Raw genomic sequence first — 20,355 nt, forward strand, 5'->3', positions numbered from 1 at the left:
GAGCCGCACTGCTCCGGGGCCCTCACCGCTTCCCCAGCAGCCACAGCAGATACGGCCCGCCGACCAGCGCGGTGAGCGCGCCCACCGGGATCTCCAGCGGGGGTACGAGGGTGCGGGCCGCGAGATCGGCGGCGACGAGGATCACGGCGCCCGTCAGCGCGGCGTTGAGCAGCGGGAGTTGAGGTGTGCGGGTGAGGCGGCGGGCCAGCTGGGGTGCGGTGAGGGCGACGAAGCCGATGGGCCCGGCCGCCCCGGTCGCCGTCGCGGCGAGCACGACCCCGAGGACGGTGAGCCCGAGCCGTGCCCGGTCCACCCGTACCCCCAGCGCGGACGCCGTGTCGGGGTCCAGCCCGAGCGGCAGCGACGCCCGGCCCGCCCACCCGAGCGCGGGCAGCGAGAGCAGCAGTACGGCGGCCAGCGGGCCCGCCTGCTCGTACCCCCGGCCGTTGAGGCTCCCGGTCAGCCACAGCTTGATCTGCTCGGCGGCCTCCAGCTCGCTGTCCGTGAGGTACAGCTGTACGACGGCGGAGAGCGCGACCCCGATCCCGACCCCGGTGAGCACGAACCGGCTCGGCTGCATTCCGTGCCGCCAGGCGAGGACGTAGACGAGCGCGGCGGCCGCGAGCCCGCCGGCGACGGAGACGAGGGGCAGGGCGCCGGGGGAGCTGATGACCCCGGTGGTCAGCGCGAGCACGGTGGCGGCCGCGGCGCCGTGCCCTACGCCGATGACGTCCGGGCTGGCGAGCGGATTCCGGGTGACGGTCTGTACGAGGGCCCCGGACAGCCCGAGGGCGGCACCGACGAGGGCTCCGAGCACGATCCGGGGGACGCGGAGCTCCCCGACGACGAGCTGGTCGGGGCCGGTGCCGGTGCGCAGGGTGTGCCAGACCTCGGCGGGGGAGACGTACGTCTGGCCGAGGCAGGCGGAGGCCAGCATGACGGCGGTCAGGAGGGCGAGGAGGCCGAGGGCCACGACGGCGGACCGCCGGTGGAGGAGGAGCGAGACGGTGGGGGTCGGTCGCAGGACGGTGCGTGCCTTCACTGGGCCGCACCTCTGCGCCGTACGAGAACCACCAGCACGGGCACGCCGACCAGCGCGGTCATGACCCCCGCCGGCACCTCCGCCGGAGCCCGTACCACCCGGCCCGCCACATCGGCGCCGAGCAGCAACGCGGCCCCCAGCAGCGCCGACAGCGGCAGCACCGCCCGATGCCCGCCGCGCACCAGCCGCCGGGCCAGATGGGGCACCGCGAGCCCCACGAACGCGATGGGTCCGGCCGCGGCCACCGCGGCGGCGGTCAGCAGTGTCGCGCCGAGCGCCGCGGAACCCCGTACGAGATGCACCCGGTGCCCCAGCGCCCGAGCCGTCTCGTCGCCGAGCGCCAGCGCGTCCAGGCCCCGCGCACAGGCCAGCACCAGCACGGCCCCGGCACACAGGAACGGCAGCATCCGTACGACCGTCCCGGCGTCCCGGCCGCTGAGCGCGCCGACCTGCCAGAACCGGAACTGGTCGAGCGTCGCCGAACTCGACGTCAGGACCACCGTCGTGCCGCCGGCCGTCATCGCCGAGAACGCCGTCCCCGCCAGCGCCAGCTTCACCGGCGAGGCCCCGCCCCGGCCGCGTGTGGCGATGGCGTACACCAGACACGCGGCGGCGACGGCCCCGGCGAAGGCGTACCAGACGTAGCCGGTGAAGCCGTTCGCGAGGCCGAGGGCGATGGCCAGCACGACGCCCGCCGCCGCGCCCTGGCTGAGCCCGAGGATGCCCGGGTCGGCGAGCGGGTTGCGGGTGACGCCCTGGAGCGCGGCGCCCGCGAGCCCGAGCGCGGCCCCGGCGGTGAGCCCGACCTCGGTGCGGGGCAGGCGCAGGGACCGTACGACGAGCGCGTCCGCCGAACCACCGCCGTGCAGCAGCGCGTCGAGGACGGCCGAGGGCGGGACGGGACGGGTGCCGACGGCCAGGCTGAGCAGCGCTGCGGCGGCCACCGCGAGGACGGCCGCCGGCCAGGCGAGACGTGCGGTCACTTTCCGATGTGCTCGGCGAGCTGTCGTACGACCAGACGCGCGGCGGTGGGACCGGCGTTCAGGTACCAGGGGTCGTCGTCGACCTTCACCGCGTGCCCGGCCTCGACGGCCTTCATGGACTTCCACAGCGGTCCGGCGAGGACGCTCGCGGCGTCGGTCTTCGATGCGTCGCCCTGTACGGAGTAGAAGATCCAGTCCCCGTCGGCGGTGTCGACGCTCTCCGGCCCGATGTCCTCCGAGATGGCGTTGAACCGCTGGGACTCGGGGCGCTCCAGGCCCATGTCCACGGCGATGGAGCCGGTGAAGGAGGAGACGCCGAACATCCGGGTGCGGTCGGGGGTGAAGCGGACCATGGAGACGGTGGGGTCGGTGTCGAGCGCCGGGCCCTTCTCCTTGGCGTCGGCAACGATGTCATCGAGCAGTTCCCGGGCCTGCTGCCCCTTGCCGACGGCCGCGCCGACGAGCAGGAGGTCGCGCTTCCAGTTGATGCCGTTGCCGGCGGTGATCACGGTGGGCGCGATCTTCGACAGCTTGGGGTAGAGGTCGCCGAGGGAGTCGTTGGCGAGGATCAGGTCCGGCTTTGCGGCGGCGAGCGATTCGAGGTTGGGGGCCTGGCGGGTGCCCGCGTCGGTCATGTCGGCGAGCTCGGCCTTGTCCTTGGGGAAGGCGTCGGCGAGGTAGCCGGGGACGAGACCGGCGTTGTCGGCGCGGGTCGTCGCGGTGGGGACGAGGCCCAGGGACAGCAGGTCGTCGAGCTGGCCGGTGCTCAGCACGGCTATCTTCTCCGGCTCGGTCTTCAGGGTCGTCTCACCCTTGAAGTGGGTGACCGTGCGCGGGAAGGCGCCGTCGGTGTCCTGGTCGGAGCCCATGCCGTCGGCGAGGGTGCTGGGGGCGGCGGAGGGGCCTTCGGTGGCGCCCTCGGAGGCACCGAGGACGTTGCTGCGGGAGCCCTCGCCCTTCTTCGTGCCCTCGTCCGTCGACGAACAGCCGACGAGCAGCCCTCCGATGGCGATCGTGGCCAGGACGGCCTTCATTCTCACTGCGCGCACGACTTGCTCCGGCGATCTTCTGGGGGGACTTGATTAGGCAAGCCTTACCTTAAAGGGTGTCGCTGTGTGTTCCTTGCGCGGGCTGAGTGAGCAGTGAAGGCGGTCAGGTGGTTCCGCTGCTGCGGGCGGCGGGGCACGAGGGGCTTCTGAGCCGCGGGCCCGCGAGGGCGGTGACTCAGTCGGCGGGGGCGCGGGTCCACAGGGTCACGTCGCTGCTGGTCGCCACAGCGAGAGTGCGGCCGGAGGGGGAGAAGCCGACGGCTCGCAGCTCGGAGTAGTACGAGTGGAAGATGTGCCACCACCCCTCTCCGTGCGGTTCCCGGTGCGGCATGCTGCTGCTGGAGGAGAGCAGAACCCGGTCGTGCGGCCAGTCGGGGCTCACGACCTCCAGGAACCAGCCGTCTCCGGAGCCGGTGCGCAGACCGCCGCCGAAGAGCCCGGCGATGTGCACCCGGCGGTCGGCGATCGGCCCGAGCCCGGGGCACGACAGGTCGGGCGCCGTGTCGGGGGTGCTCTCCTCGGGGTCGGGGTCGCGGTCCCGCGCGATCCTCTCTCCCGTGACGGCGTCGAAGAGGCCGTGGCCGTCACCGGAGACCACCATCACCAGGTCATGGCCGTTCTCCGGGTGCGTGGCGAACCCGATGCCGAGCAGCCCGCCGACGGGGGCGCAGCTCTCGAAGACCGGCCGCCAGGGCGCGGGGGCGGGCACGACCGGGGCGGCGAGCATATGGTCCCGCAACTCCGCCTGATACGCGGTCAGTCCACCGTGGCCACCGGCCCGTTCCACGTTCCTCACCCCACCATGATCCACGCGCCCCGCTTCACCTGCCCCGGGGGGTCGGACCGGAGGCCACGCCGTCCAGCGGGAAGCGGTAGACCGTGGACTCCCGGGCCTGGAAGCCGAGCCGTTCGTAGAGCCGGTTCGCCGGGCCACGGTCCGGGCGGGAGGTCAGGTCGACCGTGCGGGCTCCGGCCTCGTGGGCGATGCGCAGGGCCTCCTCGATGAGCAGACCGGCGACTCCCCCACCGCGGGCGGCGGTGTCCACGACGACGTCCTCGACGCGAGCCCGCAGACCGGACGGCAGGGGGAGCGTCACGAGCGTCAGTGTGCCGACGATCCCGGCCGGGGTGCGGGCGACGAGGACGGTGTTCGCGTCGTGCGTCAGCATGCGCGCGACGGCCTCGTGGTCGAGGGGCTTCGCCGTCGACGACAGCTGGGGCAGCAAGCGGCCGAAGGCGTCGACGAGTTCCTGACTTGCCGCACGGGCGATCTCCACACGGACGTTCATGGCGGGAGCTTCGGCCATGGGCCGGGGGTTCCGCAAATTCCTTGGGGATCGAGGGACTGGCTTGGTCAACTGCCCGGTCCGGAAAGGGGCTGACGATCTACTCTGCTGACCGGTACTTCGGCGGGGGACGGGTGGGGACGACAGTGGTCGGACAGTCACGGGTCGGTGTTTCGCTGATCGCGTTCATGGCCTGCGTGGCGCTCTGCGCATGCGAGTCCGAAGGGGACTCCGGGCCGCGGGCGAGCGAGTCGGCCGGCGTGGGGGCCACGTCGTTGAGCGCGGCGGAGCTCGCGCGGGCGGCGGTCACCGCGACGGATCTCGACGGCTACGAGATCAACAAGACGCTGACCGCCACGTCGGCGTCACGGCGTACGGCCGAACCCGCCGCATGCGACCCCGTCGTCCAGGCGCTGGGCGGCAGCAGCGCGGTCACCGCCGTCGCGCGTGTGGGCCGGACGATCTCCTCGGAGAAGGACAGCGCAACCGGCGCGACCATGATCCTGTCGTCGCACAGCGGAGAGGACGCCGTGCGGGTGATCCGCGCGCTCCGCACCGCCGCCGAGCGGTGCGAGACCTTCAAGGACGTGGCGGTGGGCTTCCGTTACGACGACGTGGAGGTGCGGCCCGATCCGCACTACGGCGACGAGTCCGTGTCCCTGCGGCTCACCCAGCTCGCCGCGCTCAGCGAGGACGAGGAGGCCATCCGGGTCCCCTCCGCGGTGCTGGCCGTCCGGCAGGGGGCGACGGTGGCCGTGTTCCACCAGTTCAACCGCCCCGAGAAGAACGGCGAGACGGACCCGGCCGTCATCCCGGAGGCGATCGTCAGGGCCCAGCTGGAGAAGCTGACGGCGACCCGGTGAGCGCGGCGCTCAGGGCACGGCCGGTCCGGTAACGAGGCGCCCCTCGGCGTCGTAGGGCCAGACATTGGGGACACAGCCCTTCAGGCCCTTGATCTGCTGCATCATCGCCGGGGCGGGTTTGCCGGGGCCGGGGCAGGTGACATGGCCGTGGTGGAGGAAGTGGCCGACCTCGTGGTTGATGATCAGGGCCCGGTAGGACCGTACGTCGTCGGCGTAGTACTGGGTGGCCAGCTCCCAGCGCTTGAGGTTGACCATGACGTTCTGGTTCACGCTGCAGTTGTACTCACCCCCGGTGTCCAGGCCCTGCGTCGCGCAGATCGTGTCGACGGTGCCCGGGGTCGCGACCTTGACGACGAAGTCGGCGGCCCCGGACGAGATCCGCTGGAACGCGGAGCTGCCGTCCGCCGTCCAGCCCCGGGGGTCGGCCAGGACGCGGTCCACCTGCTCGGCCACGTCCGCGGGGGAGAGGTCGAGGCCCGTCTCGACCTCGACGCGGTAGCGCAGGGTCTTCCCGTCGCCGGCCTTGGGGCTGCCGCCGGGTGCGGTGACGAAGGTGCCGGGGCCGGTCGCGGGGATGGTCGGGGTGGAGGTGGGGGTGCGCGACGGGGCGGGGGCGGGTTTGGCCCGCTGGGTGGAGCGCGCGTCGGTCGTCGGCGTCGGTGTCGCGCTGCGGTCCGGGGTCGCCTTGCGCCCGGCGTCCGTCCCGGCCTTCCCGTCGGCGGGCGGCACCCACTCGGCGGCCGCGAACCCGGCGGCGCCGAGGACGGCCAGGGCGACCGCACCCGCCCACACGCGTCCCGTTCCGCGCCGCCGTCCGGAGGCGTGCGTGGCGCCGCGCCGGCGTCGTCGGGAACGGGAGGGTGTGGTGGTGTGGGCGGTCATGGTTGGCCAGGTTGTGACCTCAATGTGATCGGATCTGGCCCGAATGGTCACGAAGCGATAACGAACAACGCGTCGCGAGCTGTGTGATCATCCGGTAACAGAGTCCGGGTGCGCGCCCGCCGGTCCCGATACTGAGCCCATGCCACGAGTTCTGCTGATCGAAGACGACCGCGCCGTCCGCGAAGGGGTCGCCCTGGCACTGCGCCGCCAGGGACACGACGTCGCCGCCGCCGCGACCGGCGAGGACGGCATGGCGCACCTCACGTCCTTCCGGCCCGACGTCGTGGTCCTCGATCTGATGCTGCCCGGCATGACCGGCCTGGACGTGTGCCGTGGCATCCGTTCCGTGGATCAGACCCTGCCGATCGTCATGGCGACCGCGCGAGGCGACGACGTGGACATCGTCGTGGGCCTGGAGGCGGGCGCCGACGACTACGTCGTCAAACCGGTGCAGGCCGGTGTGCTGAACGCCCGTATCCGCGCGGTACTTCGCCGGGCGGGCGGCACCGCGTCCGACGGCGGCGGCCTGCCGCGGATCGACACCCACGGCGACCTGGCCATCGACCGGGCCGGACTGACCGTCACCGTCGCGGGCACCCCGGTCGCCCTCGCCCCCTCCGAACTCCGCCTCCTCCTGACCCTCTCCGCCTCGCCCGGCCAGGTCTTCAGCAGACAGCAGCTCCTGGAGGCGGTCTGGGAGCACAGCTACCACGGCGACGCCCGCCTGGTGGACGCCTGCGTGAAGCGGCTGCGCGCCAAGATGGGGGATCCGCCGCGGGATCCGCGTTACATACAGACGGTGCGGGGCTTCGGCTATCGGTTCGCGGCCAAGTGAGACGTCGCGCGGGGGTGGGGGGTTCTGCGGGGGTGGGGGGTCCTACGGGTTCGGGTGGCCGTACGGGGTCGCGCAGTCGTACGGGTGTGAGTGGGCGTACGCCTTCGCGTGGTCGTACGGCCGTGCGGTTCCCGGTGTGGATCGCGCGCGGCGGGCTGCGGATGCGGCTGGTCGTGGCGTTCGGGCTCGTCGCCGCCCTGGCGACCATGACGACCGGCGCCCTGGCCTTCCGGGAGGCGCGCAACGGGGTCCTGAAGCAGAGCCAGGACACGGTGATCGCCCAACTGCGTGCCCAGGTCGGGCGCCTGGCACCGGAGTTGACGTATCCGCCCTCCCGGCCGGCACTGCGGAAGTTCGCCATGGACGTGGCCCGCGCCGAACCGGCGGCTACATGGCGGGTGCTGGTCCGCTACGAGGGGATCTCCGAGACCTCGGTCCCGGGCGACCCCTTCGGTGAACTGACGCCGGCCGTGCGCGAGGCCGTCGACTCGAGCCGGGCCACGGTGTTCCAGCGGGTGCGCGAGGGTGGACGTACCTCGCTGGTCGTCGGCATGTCGGTCGTGTTCGGCGGTCCGACCGGGGGCGTTCCGGTGCTGACCGGCGTCCAGGTCTTCCTCACCGTGCCCCAGACCGGCGAACAGGCGTCCGTCGACGCTCTGGTCACCGCGGTGGAGCGGGCGATGGTGCCGGCCCTCGGCGCCGCCGTACTCCTCGCCCTGTTCGCCGCGCGCGGCGTCCTGCGTCCGGTCCGCGCCCTCCGCCGCGCCACCCGCAGCATCGCCGAGGGCCACCTCGACACCCGTCTCGACGTCAACGGCTCCGACGAACTCGCCGATCTGTCCCACACGTTCAACGAGACCGCGGCGGCCCTGGAGCAGTCCGTCGCCGAACTGCGCGCCATGGAGGCGCGGGCCCGCCGCTTCGTGGCGGACGTCTCCCATGAGCTGCGCACCCCGCTGGCCGCGATGTCGGCGGTCACCGACCTCCTCGACGAGGAGGCCGGCCACCTCGATCCCGACACGGCCACCGCGGTACGGCTGATCAGCGAGGAGACGGTCAAACTCGCCCGTCTCGTCGAGGACTTGATGGAGGTCTCCCGCTTCGACGCGGGCGCGGCGGTCCTCCACCTGGACGAGATCGACCTCGCCGAGTCGATCCGCCGCACGCTCGCCTCCCGCGGCTGGTCGGACGAGGTGGAGACGGCACTGCCGGGCCCCGACGAACTGCGCGGAAGGGTCGACCCGCGGCGACTGGACGTGGTCGTGGCCAACCTGGTCGGCAACGCGCTGCGGCACGGGGAACGGCCGGTGCGGATCGCCTTGTCGGCGGACGCGCCGGCGGCCACCTCCGTGATCATCGAGGTGACGGACAGCGGCCCCGGGATCCCGGCCGACGTATTGCCGTACGTCTTCGAACGCTTCTACAAGTCGGACAGCGCGCGCACCCGTACGGAGGGCAGCGGGCTGGGCCTGTCGATCACGGAGGAGAACGTACGGATGCACGGCGGCACGATCCGCGCGGCCAACCGTCCCGAGGGCGGCGCGGTCTTCACCGTGGAACTCCCGCTACGGCGGGACGAGTCGGAGGGAGGAGGTTCCTCATGAAGCCGGCCCAGGCCACCGCGCTGCTGGTCGCGGCGTCGGCCCTGCTGCTCTCCGCCTGCGACATCCCCGCGACCGGTGTGGTGGAAGCGGGCGGGCCGGCGAGCGGAATCCCCCCGGTCGTACCGATCTACCTGATCCAGGACGACGCCCTGGTCGCGGTGCCCCGCGCGATCTCCGACGCCGGTGAACCCGTGAGGGCCGTCGAGGCGCTCCTGCGGGGCCCGACCGCACAGGAACGACGTAAACGACTCACCACCGCGCTGGCCTTCCCACCCGCCACCGTCCGCCCCACCCCCTCACCGGCCGAGGACCTCCCGGACGAGGCGGTACGGCTGACCGCGCGGGACGACAGCGTCTACGTCGAACTTCCCTCCTACGCCGGTGACTTGACCCGCCTCGCGGCGGACCAGGTCATCTGCACCGCCGCCCGGGCATATCTCCTGACCCGCGAGGATCTGGAGTCGACGACGGTGACGGTGACGGATGCGACGGGGGAGGTCGTGGTGGGGGACGTGGAACGTTGTCCTGATCGGTAGCGGAGGACGGACCGCAACTGTTCGGGGCCGGCGGGAGTCTAGTGACCGAAGCGTTGTTCTCCCGGGGAACACCGTCCGTTCGCCCGTGCTCCCACGGAGGTCTCTCCATGCCGATGACCCCGCACAACCGTCGCGCCTCCCGTGCCGCTGTCGCCGCCCTCGGCGCTGCCGGACTGATCGCGCTGGCCGCGGCTCCCGCAGCCTTCGCCGAGGAGGCCGAACCCGACCTGGTCGTGGGAGGGATCGGGCCGATCGACGGCCTGAAACCGGGGGACACCTTCGATGTGTCGGTCACCGTGGCGAACAAGGGCGCCCGAGCCGAGAAGGTGTGGGTGACCTACGCCGTCACCCGGGGACTCGACTTCGCGGAGGTTCCCTCCAACTGTCGCGCACAGTACATCCGGCCCTACGACGAGATGCCCGAGAGATGGACCGCGGTGTGCGGGTTCGACCAGGCGGTGGAGCCGGGCGCCGTCTACACGACCGACAGGCCTCTCCGCGTCAAGGCGCTGGACCGCGCGCTCAACGACGAGCTGCGCCTGCGGGTCGGGGAAAACGACCCGGGGGCGGACGACAACGGCACTGAGCCGGTGGCGGGAACCGCGCCGGCGCTGAAACTGGTCGAAGGACCGGCCGGGGGCGAGGGGTCCGCGGGAGTCGTCGATGTGCCCGTCACCACCGTCAACACGGCCGACTTCCAGGTGACGGGCGCCGCGTTGAAGGGGAGCGTCGGCGAAACGGTGCCGATGAAGGTGGAGTTCACCAACGCCGGGCCCGCCTGGGTCATGGCCAGGCTGGGGGAACCGACCGTCAGGGTCGTGGTCACGCCGCCCGCCGGAACGTCGGTCGTCAAGACCGCCGCGTTCTGCAAGGCCAAGGGCGAGGCGTACGAATGCGGCACGAGCCAGCCGGCTCTCAACGAGGGCGGTCGACTGACCTACGCCTTCAAGCTGAAGATCGACAAGCGGGTGGCGGACGCCGAGGGTTCGGTGGTGCTGGGCCGTGAGGCGCGGCCGTCCGACCCCGACACGGGCAATGACAAGGCCGAGATCACGCTGGAGGTCACGGGTGGGGGGCCGTCCGGGTCGCCGGGGGGTTCGGGGGGTTCGGGGGGTGGCTCGACGAGTGGGTCGGGCGGTGGTTCGGGTGACGGTTCGACGGGTGGCTCTGGCGGATCGGTCGGCGGGGCGTCGTCGACCGGTGGTGGCGGGACGGCGGTGAACGGCGGCAACCTGGCGGAGACCGGGTCCTCGGCGCTGCCGGTCGCGGCCGTGGCGGCCGCGGCGGTGGTCACGGGTGCGGGGATGCTCGTCGTCGTGCGCCGCCGCCGGGCCGAGAACCCGAGCTGACGATCGTCGGACGCGATCGGCGGGCATGGAATCGCCGGAAGCCCTCGCGCGTTGAGGGGGGTGGGTCTGGGATGCCGACGTCGTGCGAGCCGAGCGGCCCGAGTGACCGAGACGGCAGAATTGGGAGGAGCGGTAATGGCTGCGCAGACGCAGAGGGCCGTGTTGGCGGGCGGATGCTTCTGGGGGATGGAGGAGCTGATCCGCCGGCTTCCGGGCGTCACGGCGACCCGGGTGGGATACACCGGGGGTGACGTGCCGAACGCGACGTACCGTAACCACGGCACGCACGCGGAGGCCATCGAGATCCTCTACGACCCCGAGAAGACCGACTACCGCGCGCTCCTGGAGTTCTTCTTCCAGATCCACGACCCGAGCACCAAGAACCGCCAGGGCAACGACATCGGCCTCAGCTACCGCTCGGCGATCTACTACGTGGACGACGAGCAGAAGCGGATCGCCGAGGACACGATCGCGGACGTGGACGCCTCCGGCCTGTGGCCGGGCAAGGTCGTCACCGAGGTGGAGCCGGTGGGCCCCTTCTGGGAGGCCGAGCCGGAGCACCAGGACTACCTCCAGCGGTACCCGGACGGTTACACCTGCCACTTCCCGCGCCCGGGATGGCGGCTGCCCGCCCGCACCGAGGGCTGACCGCGGGGCGGCCGGGCCACTCCGCCGGAGAGGCCGTCACCCCGCGTCGCGCAGCCGAAGAAGGTACGCGGCGGTCAGCGCGACGGCACGGTCCGCGTCACCGGACAGCTCCACGAGGGCGCCGGAAGCCGTGTTCCCCGGGATGTCCGCCAGCGCCTGCGTCAGCCGTACGCGCGCGGGGGCGTCGGTGGTGTCGTGGGTGAGGCGGTCGACGAGCCGGGTGGCGATCCGGTCCGCCGTGGCGGTGTCGGTCGCGAGCGTGCTCAGCGCGTCGGCGGCGTCGGTGTCGTTCCGGCCCGCCACGATCAGGTCGACGAGCGCCGGGACCGCGTCGGCCACTCCCCGCGTCCCGAGCGCCAGGGCCGCATGGCCGCGGACCACGGCGTCGGGGTCCGTGAGGGCCTCCCGCAGCCGGGCGGTCGCCTCGTCGCCGGGCAGCTCGGCCAGGGCCCGGACCGCGCGTTCCCGCACCGCGGCCACCGGTGAGCCCAGGCCCTGGGCCAGCAGTGCCGTGCCGGCGTCGCCCGATCGCGCCAGCGCCCAGCGGAGGGCTCCGGCGACGTTCGGCTCCGTCTCCCTCAGCACCGCCTCGACCAGGGCCTCCACCGGGATCTCGGCGGCCGAGGAGAGGACCGCGCGCTGGCGGGCGGCGGCGCTCTTCGAGCCCAGCGCCTGGAGGCGTACGACGATCTGGAGGACGTCCTCCCAGCCGGCGGGCTCGGCGGCATCGATCCGGCGGAGCCGCGTCAGCAGCTCGGTCTCGGCCGCGATGCGTTCACGCGTCTGACGGATGAGGTCGTCGACGAGCGCGGAGGGCGTGAAGCCGGGATCGTCCAGCGCGCGCCCGATCTCCCGCAGCGACAGCCCCAGCGACCGCAGGCTCTCGATGTGGAAGATCCGCCGGATGTCGTCGCCGGAGTACTCCCGGTAGCCGGAGCCCGTACGGCCCGAGGGCCGCAACAGGCCGAGCGACTCGTAGTGCCTGAGCATGCGGGCACTGACCCCGGACCGTCGCGCCACCTCACCGATCAGCACGCCCTATTGTCCCGCCTGGCCGGACCCGCCGAGGGCCACCACACGCTTCGCCTCCTCGATCGCGAACTCGAAACCGGTGTCCGGGTCGCGCAGCAGCCGTTCCGTGGCGAGCGCATGCGTGCGCACCCGCGGATCAGCGGCCGAGGTCGCGTCCCGCAGAGCCGGCAGCACCACGTCCTCACCCAGCGCGACCAGCGCCCGGCTGAGACTCAGCTGCGTCTCCCGCTCACCGCGCCCGAGCTGCGTCACCAGCACCGCGGCCAGCCCGGACTCCTCGCCGTCCGGCACCAGCACGACCGCGGCCCGCCAGGCGCTCCGCGCCACCTCGTCGTCGGCGTCGCACAGCAGCGCCCGCGTGATCGCCGGCCATGCCCGCCGGTCCCCGATCTTGGACAGCGTGTGCAACGCCTGACTCCGCGCCTGCGCCCGCTCCGAACGCACCTCCCGCAGCAGCCCGGGAAGCGTCACGGACACCGGGTGACGGGCGAGCGCCCACGTCAGCATGTCGCGGACGAAGAACTCCGGCTCGACCGCACACCGCTCGATGAGCCTCTCCACGAAACGCGCCTCCGGCACCGTCCCCACCACCAGAGCCGCCCGCAGCCGCACCTCCGCACGCCCGTCCGCCAGATACGGCAACGCACCCTCACCCTGCCCCGCCATGGCCACCGAGACCACCTCCTCGACAACCAGCGAAGCCCTTACCACCGTGTCAAGGTCAAAGCCGACTCACGGACCCGCCCAAGTGGCCATGTGACCGTGGACCGGAGGGCTGTCATCCGCGTAGGTGCGCGAGAACCTCGTCTCCAACGGCGTAGGGGCGTTCCTGGGGCAACAGCCGGGCAGCGGCGTCCAGATCACCGCTGCTGACGTGTGCGTGTATCTCGTGGGCGAGCGGGGTCACGTCACGGATGGCGAGCGTCCACTCGTCCGCGTATCGCCGTACGGCCTCGCCGGAAAGGCCGAGTTGCAAGGAGCGGTACGGCAAGGGCTGAAGGCGCAGGTCCCGTTCGGGATCCCACTGCACACGAGCGGGCGCCCGCTTCAACTCGCGTTGCCAGGTGGCTCGGCCGGGGTGCAGGCCGCGGACGTAGCCGGACAGGCATGCGTGACGCAGCGCCCACTCGAAGCCGTCACGGGTGATCTCGACGGCCAGCACGGTCTCCTGGCCCTCCTTCGTGGCCCAGCCGCAGCGGTACATCATCCACAGAAAGCTGGGCTTGATCCACGTCATCCTGTCCCGCTTCCACGCGGCGGGGAAACGGCCGTCGCGGGCGGCCGGCAGGCCGATCTCCGGGGAGTAGGCCTGGTAGACGGTGATCGTGGATTCCGAGTGGGCCGCACGGATCCTGCGTTGCGGTTCTTGCATGGCGTACAGCGTGGAGTCGGCCGGTTCGGGCGGCCACTGATTTTCGAGCGGGTGGCACGTAGAGGCGGCTGAGGCGTGCACGTGCACACCTGTGTGTGTCTAGGACGGGACGGGGGAGCCGGTGTCCGGTTCGTCGGGTCCTGGGCCCTCGGACGGTTCGCTGAGCTGTTCACGCGCGTAGTCCCAGCCCACCGCGATCAGTGCGGTGACGGGTACCGCGAGCAGACTTCCCACGATGCCGGTGAGACTGCCGCCCAGTGTCACCGCCAGCAGGATCACGCCCGCGTGGAGGCCGAGGCCACGGCTTTGGATCATGGGCTGGAACACGTTGCCTTCGAGCTGCTGCACCACCACGATGATCGCCAGCACGATCAGCGCGTCCGTCAGGCCGTTGGAGACCAGCGCGATGAGAACCGCGACGAGACCGGCGAACAGGGCACCGATGATCGGCACGAACGCGGAGACGAAGGTCAGTACCGCCAGGGGCAGCACCAGGGGTACGTCCAGGATCCACAGACCCAGGCCGATGAGGACGGCGTCGAGCAGACCGACGGCAGCCTGGGAACGTACGAACGCGCCCAGGGTGTCCCAGCCGCGCGCCGCCAGGGTCGGGACGTCGGTGGCGAGGCGACCGGGCAGCTGACGGGCCAGCCACGGCAGGAACCGCGGGCCGTCCTTGAGGAAGAAGAACATCAGGAAGAGGGCGAGCACGGCGGAGACCAGGCCGTTCACCACGGTGCTCACTCCCGTGACGACAGCGCCCGCCAGGTTGCCCAGGCTGTCCTGTGCGCGCGAGACCGCGGAGTCGAAGGCCTTGTTGATCTGCGCGTCATCGATGTTCAACGGCGGTCCGGCGGCCCACTCGCGCAACTCCTGGACGCCCTTGAACACACCGTCGCTCAGTTCCCCGGACTGCGATGCCACCGGCACCGCGATCAACGCCACGACACCCATGGCGACCAGGAGGAACACCACCGTCACGACCGACGCGGCGAGGGCGGGCTTCCACCCGTGACGCCGCAGGAAACGAGTCGGTGGCCAGGTCAGCGTGGTCAGCAGCAGACCGATCAGGAGCGGCCAGACGACCGACCACATCCGGCCCAGGATCCACAGAGTCACCGCGAGCATCAGGAGTACGAGCAGCAACTCCCCGGAGACCCGCGCCGATGTGCGGAGCGCGGCCCGGGCTCTCGTGGAACTCAATGTGGCAGTCACGGAGGCACCCTATGGGTACTCCCCACGCATAGGCACCACTGCTGACACCTCGTATGCCTGGCCACACGAGGTGCGCGAGCTCAGGACGAGCCCTGACCTGTTGGCGCTGTCATTCCGATGCGATCTGGTAGCACGCCATGAGGTTGAAGAGCAGTTCGATACGGCTTCGGGCTCGGCTGTCCACGCTCCCCTCAGCGCTCACCGACACCTCACTGCCGTCCAGGGATTGCGCTACGTGGAGATCGACCTGGTGACGTCCGACGAGGGGGTAGGTGTACCAGGCCTCGCGCGGCTGATCGTGGTCGGTGTCCGGGAGGGCGGTGTCGATCGCCAGCCAGTCGCTGTCGTCGAAGTCGTAGGCGATTTCCGCTGCGAGAGATTCGCAGAACGGTCGAAGGTTGCTCCTCCAGATCCAGCCCTCCACGATGGTTCCGCTCGGAGACGCCTTGGCCGCGGGCGCAACGGTGTCGAGGTCTTCGTGCAAGCCGTTCAAGACCCGGCCCGTCAGCTCACCGGCCGGTGTTGTCTCCATGAGGGCCCAGCCGGGCACCTGCCCATGAAGATCAACGGGAAGGTCGTCGAGGCCCGGGTCCGCCAGTCGGTACAGCACGTTGAAGGTGGTCTCTCGTGCGATGGCACGAGCGAGGTCTTCGACATCTGCCGTCGCGGTGGATTCGTCGCGAAGGGAAGCGATCGAAGAGGCGTCCCAGGCTTGGATGTCCTGCGACAGCGCCCGCAGGAGCCGGTACCGAGCCAGTTGGGGAAGGTTCTCCTCCACCTCCGACTCCGCCCAGCCGCGCGCGTCGTCGGTGCCGAGAGCGGCGAACAGGCGGCTGAGCTTCTCGGTGTCGGTCACGGTCCGATCAGCCTTCGGTCGTGGTGACACCGATGGGGCAGGACACCCCGGTCCCACCGATCCCGCAGTAACCCGCCGGGTTCTTGTCCAGGTACTGCTGGTGGTACCCCTCGGCCGCGTAGAAGGTGCGGCCCGCCGCCGGCAGGAGCTCGGTGGTGATCGTGCCGTGGCCCGTGGCGGTGAGGCGTTTCTGGTAGGTCTCGCGGGAGGCTTCGGCGGTGGTGGTCTGGGCGGGGGTGTGGGTGTAGATCGCGGAGCGGTACTGGGTGCCGACGTCATTGCCCTGGCGGAAGCCCTGGGTGGGGTCGTGGGATTCCCAGAAGGTCTTCAGGAGGCGCTCGTAGGAGAGGAGCGAGGGGTCGTAGACCACGCGGACGACCTCGGTGTGGCCGGTCAGGCCGGAGCAGACCTCTTCGTAGGTCGGGTTCTCCGTGTGGCCGCCCTGGTAGCCGACGAGGGTGGTCCAGACGCCGGCCGGGAGCTGCCAGAACTTGCGCTCGGCACCCCAGAAGCAGCCCAGGCCGAAGTCGGCGATCTCATGGCCCTCGGGATAGGGGCCCAGCAGCGGGGTGCCGAGGACGGTGTGGCGGTCGGGGACCGTGAACACCGGGGCGGGGCGGCCCTCCAGCGCTTGCTCGGGGGTGGGCAGGACGGGCGTACGGCCGAACAGCATGGGTGCGGGCTCCTTCTCGTCTCCGCCGGTCCCTCCGGTCGTGGCCGGAAGCGGCATGACGCACAACGGCCCTGCGCCGCCCCGCATTCCGTCGAGGCAGGGCGGCGCCGGCCGGAGTGCTCTCAGTGCGGCAGCGTCGCCGGGCTGCCGCCGTTCGCCTCGTAGCCCGCCACCGCCAGCGCCCGGTAGACCGCGAACTCGGCCGCAGGATCGGGCGACAGGGTCCACGGCAGGGCACCCACATGGCCGTCGATGTGTATGAGCTGGTTCATGGCCTCCTGCCAGCGCTCACCGCGGACCAGGAAGAAGACCAGCATGTGCCGCACATGCGCCAGCATCGGGTCGTCCGCGCGGGCCGAGTGCACCGCGTGCAGCGCCCCGTGCATCGCCTTGGTGACGGTCTCGCTCTGGTAGAAGCCACTGACCAGGTTCACCTCGGGCAGGTGCTCGAAGACCGCGAACAGGGGCATGGCGGCGAGGAGGGAGCCCCGCGGGGCGCGGGCCGCGGCCGCCTCCGCGAAGGACATCGCCAGCTCACGCGAGCCGTGCCACTTCTCGCACCAGTAGTGGAGCGCCGCCAGATGCGCGCCCATGTGCGACGGGGCACGGTCCAGGATCTTCAGCCACAGCTGCTCGAACTCCGCCCGCGGATACGCGAGGCCACGGGCCACCGACAGCTCGACGATGTACGGGATCGGGTCACCCGGCGCCAGCAGCGCCGCCTCGCCGCACGCCGCCTTCGCCTCCTCCATGATGATCCGGAACGAGTCCGTGCCCGGCGTCGCCGTCCGCCACGCCTGCTGCACCAGGAACTCCGCGTGGACGGCCGCACCACCCGCGTCCTTGGGCTGCTCGGCCCGCCACACCCGCAGCCACTGGCCGCCCGGCGCATCGCTCACTCCGCCCGGCCGCTGCGCCAGCTCCAGGGAGGCCGCGCCCGCGAAGGCCTGCACACGCTGCCAGCGCAGCTCACCCGCCGCCTCGGTGCCCGCAAGCAACTGGGAGGCCGCCCGGTAGTCCTGGGTGCGCTGCACCAGGTCAAGGACGTCCAGCAGGTCCTGGTCGGGGCCGGGCATGCGGACGTCCAGCTCCTCCTGCCGTACGAAGCCGTAGTCCGCGGGGTCCGCGGCGTCCGGGTGGCCCGGCGGGACCTGCTCGATCATGCCCCGACGGCGCCGCAGGACCGGCAGCAGCACGAAGCCGAGCATGACCACCGCCATCAGGACCCAGAGAATTTCCATGCCTCAAGCGTTCCAGACACCGCCGACAATTGGCCAACCCGGTCCCGGACCTGTGGAAAACTTCCCGTCCCGACTCCGAGGCCTGGGGAAAACCCTTCTCCAGCCTCGCTGTGCGACGCCCGCCCCGCGAGCGGACTACGCTCGGTGCCCATGAGCGACAGGCACATCAGTCAGCACTTCGAGACGCTTGCCATCCACGCGGGCAACACGGCGGACCCCCTCACCGGTGCGGTCGTCCCGCCGATCTACCAGGTCTCGACCTACAAGCAGGACGGCGTCGGCGGTCTGCGCGGCGGCTACGAGTACAGCCGCAGCGCCAACCCGACGCGTACCGCCCTGGAGGAGAACCTCGCCGCCCTCGAAGGCGGCCGACGGGGCCTCGCGTTCGCGTCCGGACTGGCGGCCGAGGACTGCCTGCTGCGTACGCTGCTCAGCCCCGGCGACCACGTGGTCATCCCCAACGACGCGTACGGCGGCACGTTCCGGCTCTTCGCGAAGGTCGTCGCCCGCTGGGGCGTCGAGTGGTCGGTCGCCGACACCGGCGACCCGGCCGCCGTACGGGCCGCCATCACCCCGAAGACCAAGGCCGTGTGGGTGGAGACCCCCTCCAACCCGCTGCTCGGCATCACCGACATCGCCGCCGTCGCGCAGATCGCCCGGGACGCCGGCGCGAAGCTCGTCGTCGACAACACCTTCGCCACGCCCTACCTTCAGCAGCCGCTGTCGCTCGGCGCCGACGTCGTCGTGCACTCCCTGACCAAGTACATGGGCGGCCACTCGGACGTCGTCGGCGGTGCGCTGATCACCGGTGACGAGGCGCTCGGTGAGGAACTGGCGTACCACCAGAACGCGATGGGCGCGGTCGCCGGGCCCTTCGACTCCTGGCTGGTGCTGCGCGGCGCCAAGACGCTGTCGGTGCGGATGGACCGGCACAGCGAGAACGCGACCAAGGTCGCCGACATGCTGACCCGGCACGCGCGCGTGACGAAGGTGCTCTACCCCGGTCTGGAGGACCACCCCGGTCACGAGGTCGCCGCCAAGCAGATGCGGTCCTTCGGCGGCATGGTCTCCTTCCAGGTCGCGGGCGGCGAGGAGGCGGCTGTCGAGGTCTGCAACCGCGCCAAGGTGTTCACGCTGGGTGAGTCCCTGGGCGGTGTGGAGTCCCTGATCGAGCACCCCGGCCGGATGACGCACGCGTCGGTCGCCGGCTCGGCCCTGGAGGTCCCCGCCGACCTGGTACGCCTCTCGGTGGGTATCGAGAACGTCGACGACCTGCTGGAGGACCTGCAGCAGGCCCTGGGCTAGATCCCGAAGGCTCACCAGCCGGTCAGAGGTGGAGTCGTCTCCGACGGCGGCTCCACCCAGGGGCGGGCCGTCGCCGCCCACACCACGAACGCCACACCGGCCGCGAACATCAGGAACCACATCAGCCGCAGGGCCGCCCGCCTGCGGCGCAGCATGCGGCCGCCGCGGCGGACCACCTCGTCGTGGAGCTCCGGTGGTACGGAGGACGGCGCCTGATCCATGATCCGCCGTACGGCGGCCTCGCGCTCGGGTCGGTTCACGACGGCGCCACCTTCGCGCCTCCCACCGCCGGAGCGGGCCCCCGGGGCGGGTGCAGCAGCGTCGCCGTCGCCCGGTCGCAGATCGTGCGGACGCGTTCCGTGGCGAGTCCGAGCAGCGCGGCCGTCTGCTCCTCGGCGACCCCCTCGTAGAGCCGCAGGACGAGGACGAGGCGCTCCTGCGGGGCCAGCGCGGCCAAGGGGCTCGAGGGGTGCGGACGGGCGCCGCCCAGTCCGCCGTACTGGTGCCAGGCGCCGCGGGCGAAGCGGGTGGCCAGGTACTGGCGGGTGCGGTCGTACGGGTCCTCGCCGCGCAGTCCGTCCCAGCACGCGTACGTGTGGGCGAGCGCCAGCGTCAGCAGACGCCGCGCGCGCGGGTTGTCGTCCGGCGCCTCGGCCGTCAGCAGCGTCGCGGCATGCAGCAGCCGCCCGGCGGCGCCCGCGACGAACGCCTTGAACTCCCGGGCCCGGCGGGCGTCTTGGGACGCATGCCGTTGTCGCACCGCGCCTCCCGCCTGAGGGCGACCTATGAGGGAACCGGGGGCCCGCACCGCGTACGGATACGGAACCGTGTGCGAGTTATGGACCCGGTCTCATATGAGGCCAGGGGTGGCCTTTCGGTCAAGAGCCGCGCACCGGTCGAGAGTCGTGCACCCGTCGAGAGCAGCGCACCCGTTTAACAGCCGCCCCCGTCAACAGCCGCGCTCCCGGAGCGCACGTGCGCGTGAAGGACGCTCAGGACGCCGACGGTCCGTCCGCGCCCGGCAGGCCCTGGGCCGCCATCCGGGAGGAGAGCGCGGTGTTGAAGCGCGTGAGGAGCGTGCAGAACGCCTCACGCTCCTCCGGTGCCCAGTCGTGTGTCAGCTCGGCCATCAACTGACGCCGCGAGGAGCGCACTTCCTCCAGCCGCGACAGCCCGCGCGGGGACAGCTGGAGCACCACCGCGCGGCCGTCCTCGGGGTGCGAGGTGCGCTTGACGAGCCCGGTGTCCACGAGCGGCGCCACCTGACGGGTGACCGTCGACGAGTCGATGCCCATGCTCGCGGCGAGCGCCTTGACGCCCATCGGGCCTTCCTTGTCGAGGCGGTTGAGCAGCAGATATGCGGCGCGGTCCATGGAGTTGCGCACCTGCCCGACCCCGCCGAGCCGGGTCTGTTCGGCACGACGGGCGAAGACCGCCACTTCGTGCTGCAGCGTGTCGAGGAGACCGGTGTCACCGACGGTCGTCATGTCCATCGACATTTCAGGTGTTGTGGGCATGGCCGGGGGCTCACTTCAGATAAGGGGTGCTGGGTTGGGGGACAGGGTACGCGGCCGGAAGGCGGGC

General features: G+C 71.8%; 23 protein-coding genes. 7 read left to right on the plus strand and 16 right to left on the minus strand.

The annotated features are described in order from the left end of the window. Positions 1-22: 22 nt before the first annotated feature. The 5 genes from ACFY0U_RS25375 to ACFY0U_RS25395 form a co-directional block, all read right to left on the minus strand. Complete coding sequence (locus tag ACFY0U_RS25375; RefSeq protein WP_388639414.1) at positions 23-1,042, minus strand: FecCD family ABC transporter permease; 1,020 nt, start codon at positions 1,040-1,042, stop codon at positions 23-25. Beyond that, complete coding sequence (locus ACFY0U_RS25380; protein WP_388639416.1) at positions 1,039-2,025, minus strand: FecCD family ABC transporter permease; 987 nt, start codon at positions 2,023-2,025, stop codon at positions 1,039-1,041. The genes ACFY0U_RS25375 and ACFY0U_RS25380 overlap by 4 nt, the downstream gene beginning before the upstream one ends. Continuing rightward, entirely contained in the window at positions 2,022-3,074 is a 1,053-nt protein-coding gene (locus ACFY0U_RS25385) for an ABC transporter substrate-binding protein (protein ID WP_388639418.1), read from the minus strand. Before ACFY0U_RS25385 ends, ACFY0U_RS25380 begins: the two co-directional genes overlap by 4 nt. 175 nt (positions 3,075-3,249) lie before the next feature. Next, positions 3,250-3,801 carry a hypothetical protein gene (locus ACFY0U_RS25390; protein ID WP_388639635.1) on the minus strand — a complete coding sequence of 184 codons (552 nt, stop codon included), beginning with the start codon at positions 3,799-3,801 and terminating at the stop codon, positions 3,250-3,252. Between the two features lie 94 nt (positions 3,802-3,895). Further along, on the minus strand, positions 3,896-4,363 hold the full coding sequence (locus tag ACFY0U_RS25395) for a GNAT family N-acetyltransferase (RefSeq protein WP_388639420.1): 468 nt from the start codon (positions 4,361-4,363) through the stop codon (positions 3,896-3,898). A gap of 131 nt (positions 4,364-4,494) precedes the next feature. On the opposite strand from ACFY0U_RS25395, the gene ACFY0U_RS25400 reads away from it, so the two are divergent. Then, positions 4,495-5,223 (plus strand): hypothetical protein, encoded by a 729-nt coding sequence (locus ACFY0U_RS25400; protein WP_388639421.1) that lies wholly within the window; start codon positions 4,495-4,497, stop codon positions 5,221-5,223. Between the two features lie 9 nt (positions 5,224-5,232). On the opposite strand, the gene ACFY0U_RS25405 is transcribed toward ACFY0U_RS25400, so the two are convergent. Further along, a complete protein-coding gene (locus ACFY0U_RS25405) occupies positions 5,233-6,105 on the minus strand; it encodes a DUF3152 domain-containing protein (protein WP_388639423.1) in 873 nt (290 codons plus the stop codon). Between the two features lie 139 nt (positions 6,106-6,244). Between ACFY0U_RS25405 and ACFY0U_RS25410 the strand changes: the two genes are divergently transcribed. From ACFY0U_RS25410 to msrA (ACFY0U_RS25430), 5 genes are all read left to right on the plus strand, one after another. Further along, positions 6,245-6,940 (plus strand): response regulator, encoded by a 696-nt coding sequence (locus ACFY0U_RS25410; protein WP_388639425.1) that lies wholly within the window; start codon positions 6,245-6,247, stop codon positions 6,938-6,940. Between the two features lie 161 nt (positions 6,941-7,101). Next, positions 7,102-8,544 (plus strand): sensor histidine kinase, encoded by a 1,443-nt coding sequence (locus ACFY0U_RS25415; RefSeq protein ID WP_388639637.1) that lies wholly within the window; start codon positions 7,102-7,104, stop codon positions 8,542-8,544. Next, positions 8,541-9,080 carry a hypothetical protein gene (locus ACFY0U_RS25420; protein ID WP_388639427.1) on the plus strand — a complete coding sequence of 180 codons (540 nt, stop codon included), beginning with the start codon at positions 8,541-8,543 and terminating at the stop codon, positions 9,078-9,080. Before ACFY0U_RS25415 ends, ACFY0U_RS25420 begins: the two co-directional genes overlap by 4 nt. A gap of 107 nt (positions 9,081-9,187) precedes the next feature. After that, positions 9,188-10,429 carry a hypothetical protein gene (locus ACFY0U_RS25425; protein WP_388639429.1) on the plus strand — a complete coding sequence of 414 codons (1,242 nt, stop codon included), beginning with the start codon at positions 9,188-9,190 and terminating at the stop codon, positions 10,427-10,429. 135 nt (positions 10,430-10,564) lie between these two features. Then, complete coding sequence (msrA, locus tag ACFY0U_RS25430) at positions 10,565-11,077, plus strand: peptide-methionine (S)-S-oxide reductase MsrA (RefSeq protein ID WP_356588556.1); 513 nt, start codon at positions 10,565-10,567, stop codon at positions 11,075-11,077. A 36-nt stretch (positions 11,078-11,113) separates the two neighbouring features. Here msrA (ACFY0U_RS25430) and ACFY0U_RS25435 read toward each other — a convergent pair whose 3' ends face one another. From ACFY0U_RS25435 to ACFY0U_RS25465, 7 genes are all read right to left on the minus strand, one after another. Next, a complete protein-coding gene (locus ACFY0U_RS25435) occupies positions 11,114-12,112 on the minus strand; it encodes a MerR family transcriptional regulator (protein ID WP_388639431.1) in 999 nt (332 codons plus the stop codon). Between the two features lie 3 nt (positions 12,113-12,115). Continuing rightward, complete coding sequence (locus ACFY0U_RS25440; protein WP_388639433.1) at positions 12,116-12,775, minus strand: HEAT repeat domain-containing protein; 660 nt, start codon at positions 12,773-12,775, stop codon at positions 12,116-12,118. Between the two features lie 112 nt (positions 12,776-12,887). Next, positions 12,888-13,481: a DUF4291 domain-containing protein gene (locus ACFY0U_RS25445; RefSeq protein ID WP_388639435.1), complete on the minus strand. Its 594-nt coding sequence runs from the start codon at positions 13,479-13,481 to the stop codon at positions 12,888-12,890. Between the two features lie 99 nt (positions 13,482-13,580). Then, positions 13,581-14,696, minus strand: coding sequence for an AI-2E family transporter (locus tag ACFY0U_RS25450; RefSeq protein WP_388639437.1), 1,116 nt, complete (start codon positions 14,694-14,696; stop codon positions 13,581-13,583). Between the two features lie 109 nt (positions 14,697-14,805). Further along, a complete protein-coding gene (locus ACFY0U_RS25455) occupies positions 14,806-15,552 on the minus strand; it encodes a hypothetical protein (RefSeq protein WP_388639439.1) in 747 nt (248 codons plus the stop codon). A 7-nt stretch (positions 15,553-15,559) separates the two neighbouring features. Then, positions 15,560-16,225, minus strand: a complete 666-nt coding sequence (gene msrA / locus ACFY0U_RS25460) for a peptide-methionine (S)-S-oxide reductase MsrA (RefSeq protein WP_388639440.1) — start codon at positions 16,223-16,225, stop codon at positions 15,560-15,562. 122 nt (positions 16,226-16,347) lie between these two features. Continuing rightward, complete coding sequence (locus tag ACFY0U_RS25465) at positions 16,348-17,466, minus strand: hypothetical protein (RefSeq protein WP_388639442.1); 1,119 nt, start codon at positions 17,464-17,466, stop codon at positions 16,348-16,350. A 150-nt stretch (positions 17,467-17,616) separates the two neighbouring features. Here ACFY0U_RS25465 and ACFY0U_RS25470 point away from each other — a divergent pair, with 150 nt between their 5' ends. Continuing rightward, positions 17,617-18,771 (plus strand): cystathionine gamma-synthase, encoded by a 1,155-nt coding sequence (locus tag ACFY0U_RS25470; RefSeq protein ID WP_388639443.1) that lies wholly within the window; start codon positions 17,617-17,619, stop codon positions 18,769-18,771. 11 nt (positions 18,772-18,782) lie between these two features. Here ACFY0U_RS25470 and ACFY0U_RS25475 read toward each other — a convergent pair whose 3' ends face one another. The 3 genes from ACFY0U_RS25475 to ACFY0U_RS25485 form a co-directional block, all read right to left on the minus strand. Next, positions 18,783-19,031, minus strand: coding sequence for a hypothetical protein (locus ACFY0U_RS25475; RefSeq protein ID WP_388639445.1), 249 nt, complete (start codon positions 19,029-19,031; stop codon positions 18,783-18,785). Further along, positions 19,028-19,531: a sigma factor-like helix-turn-helix DNA-binding protein gene (locus ACFY0U_RS25480; protein ID WP_388639446.1), complete on the minus strand. Its 504-nt coding sequence runs from the start codon at positions 19,529-19,531 to the stop codon at positions 19,028-19,030. The genes ACFY0U_RS25475 and ACFY0U_RS25480 overlap by 4 nt, the downstream gene beginning before the upstream one ends. A gap of 232 nt (positions 19,532-19,763) precedes the next feature. Beyond that, positions 19,764-20,270: a MarR family transcriptional regulator gene (locus ACFY0U_RS25485; protein ID WP_365392021.1), complete on the minus strand. Its 507-nt coding sequence runs from the start codon at positions 20,268-20,270 to the stop codon at positions 19,764-19,766. Positions 20,271-20,355: the final 85 nt, after the last annotated feature.

This window comes from Streptomyces sp. NPDC001536 (assembly GCF_042894505.1).
Classification (GTDB): domain Bacteria; phylum Actinomycetota; class Actinomycetes; order Streptomycetales; family Streptomycetaceae; genus Streptomyces.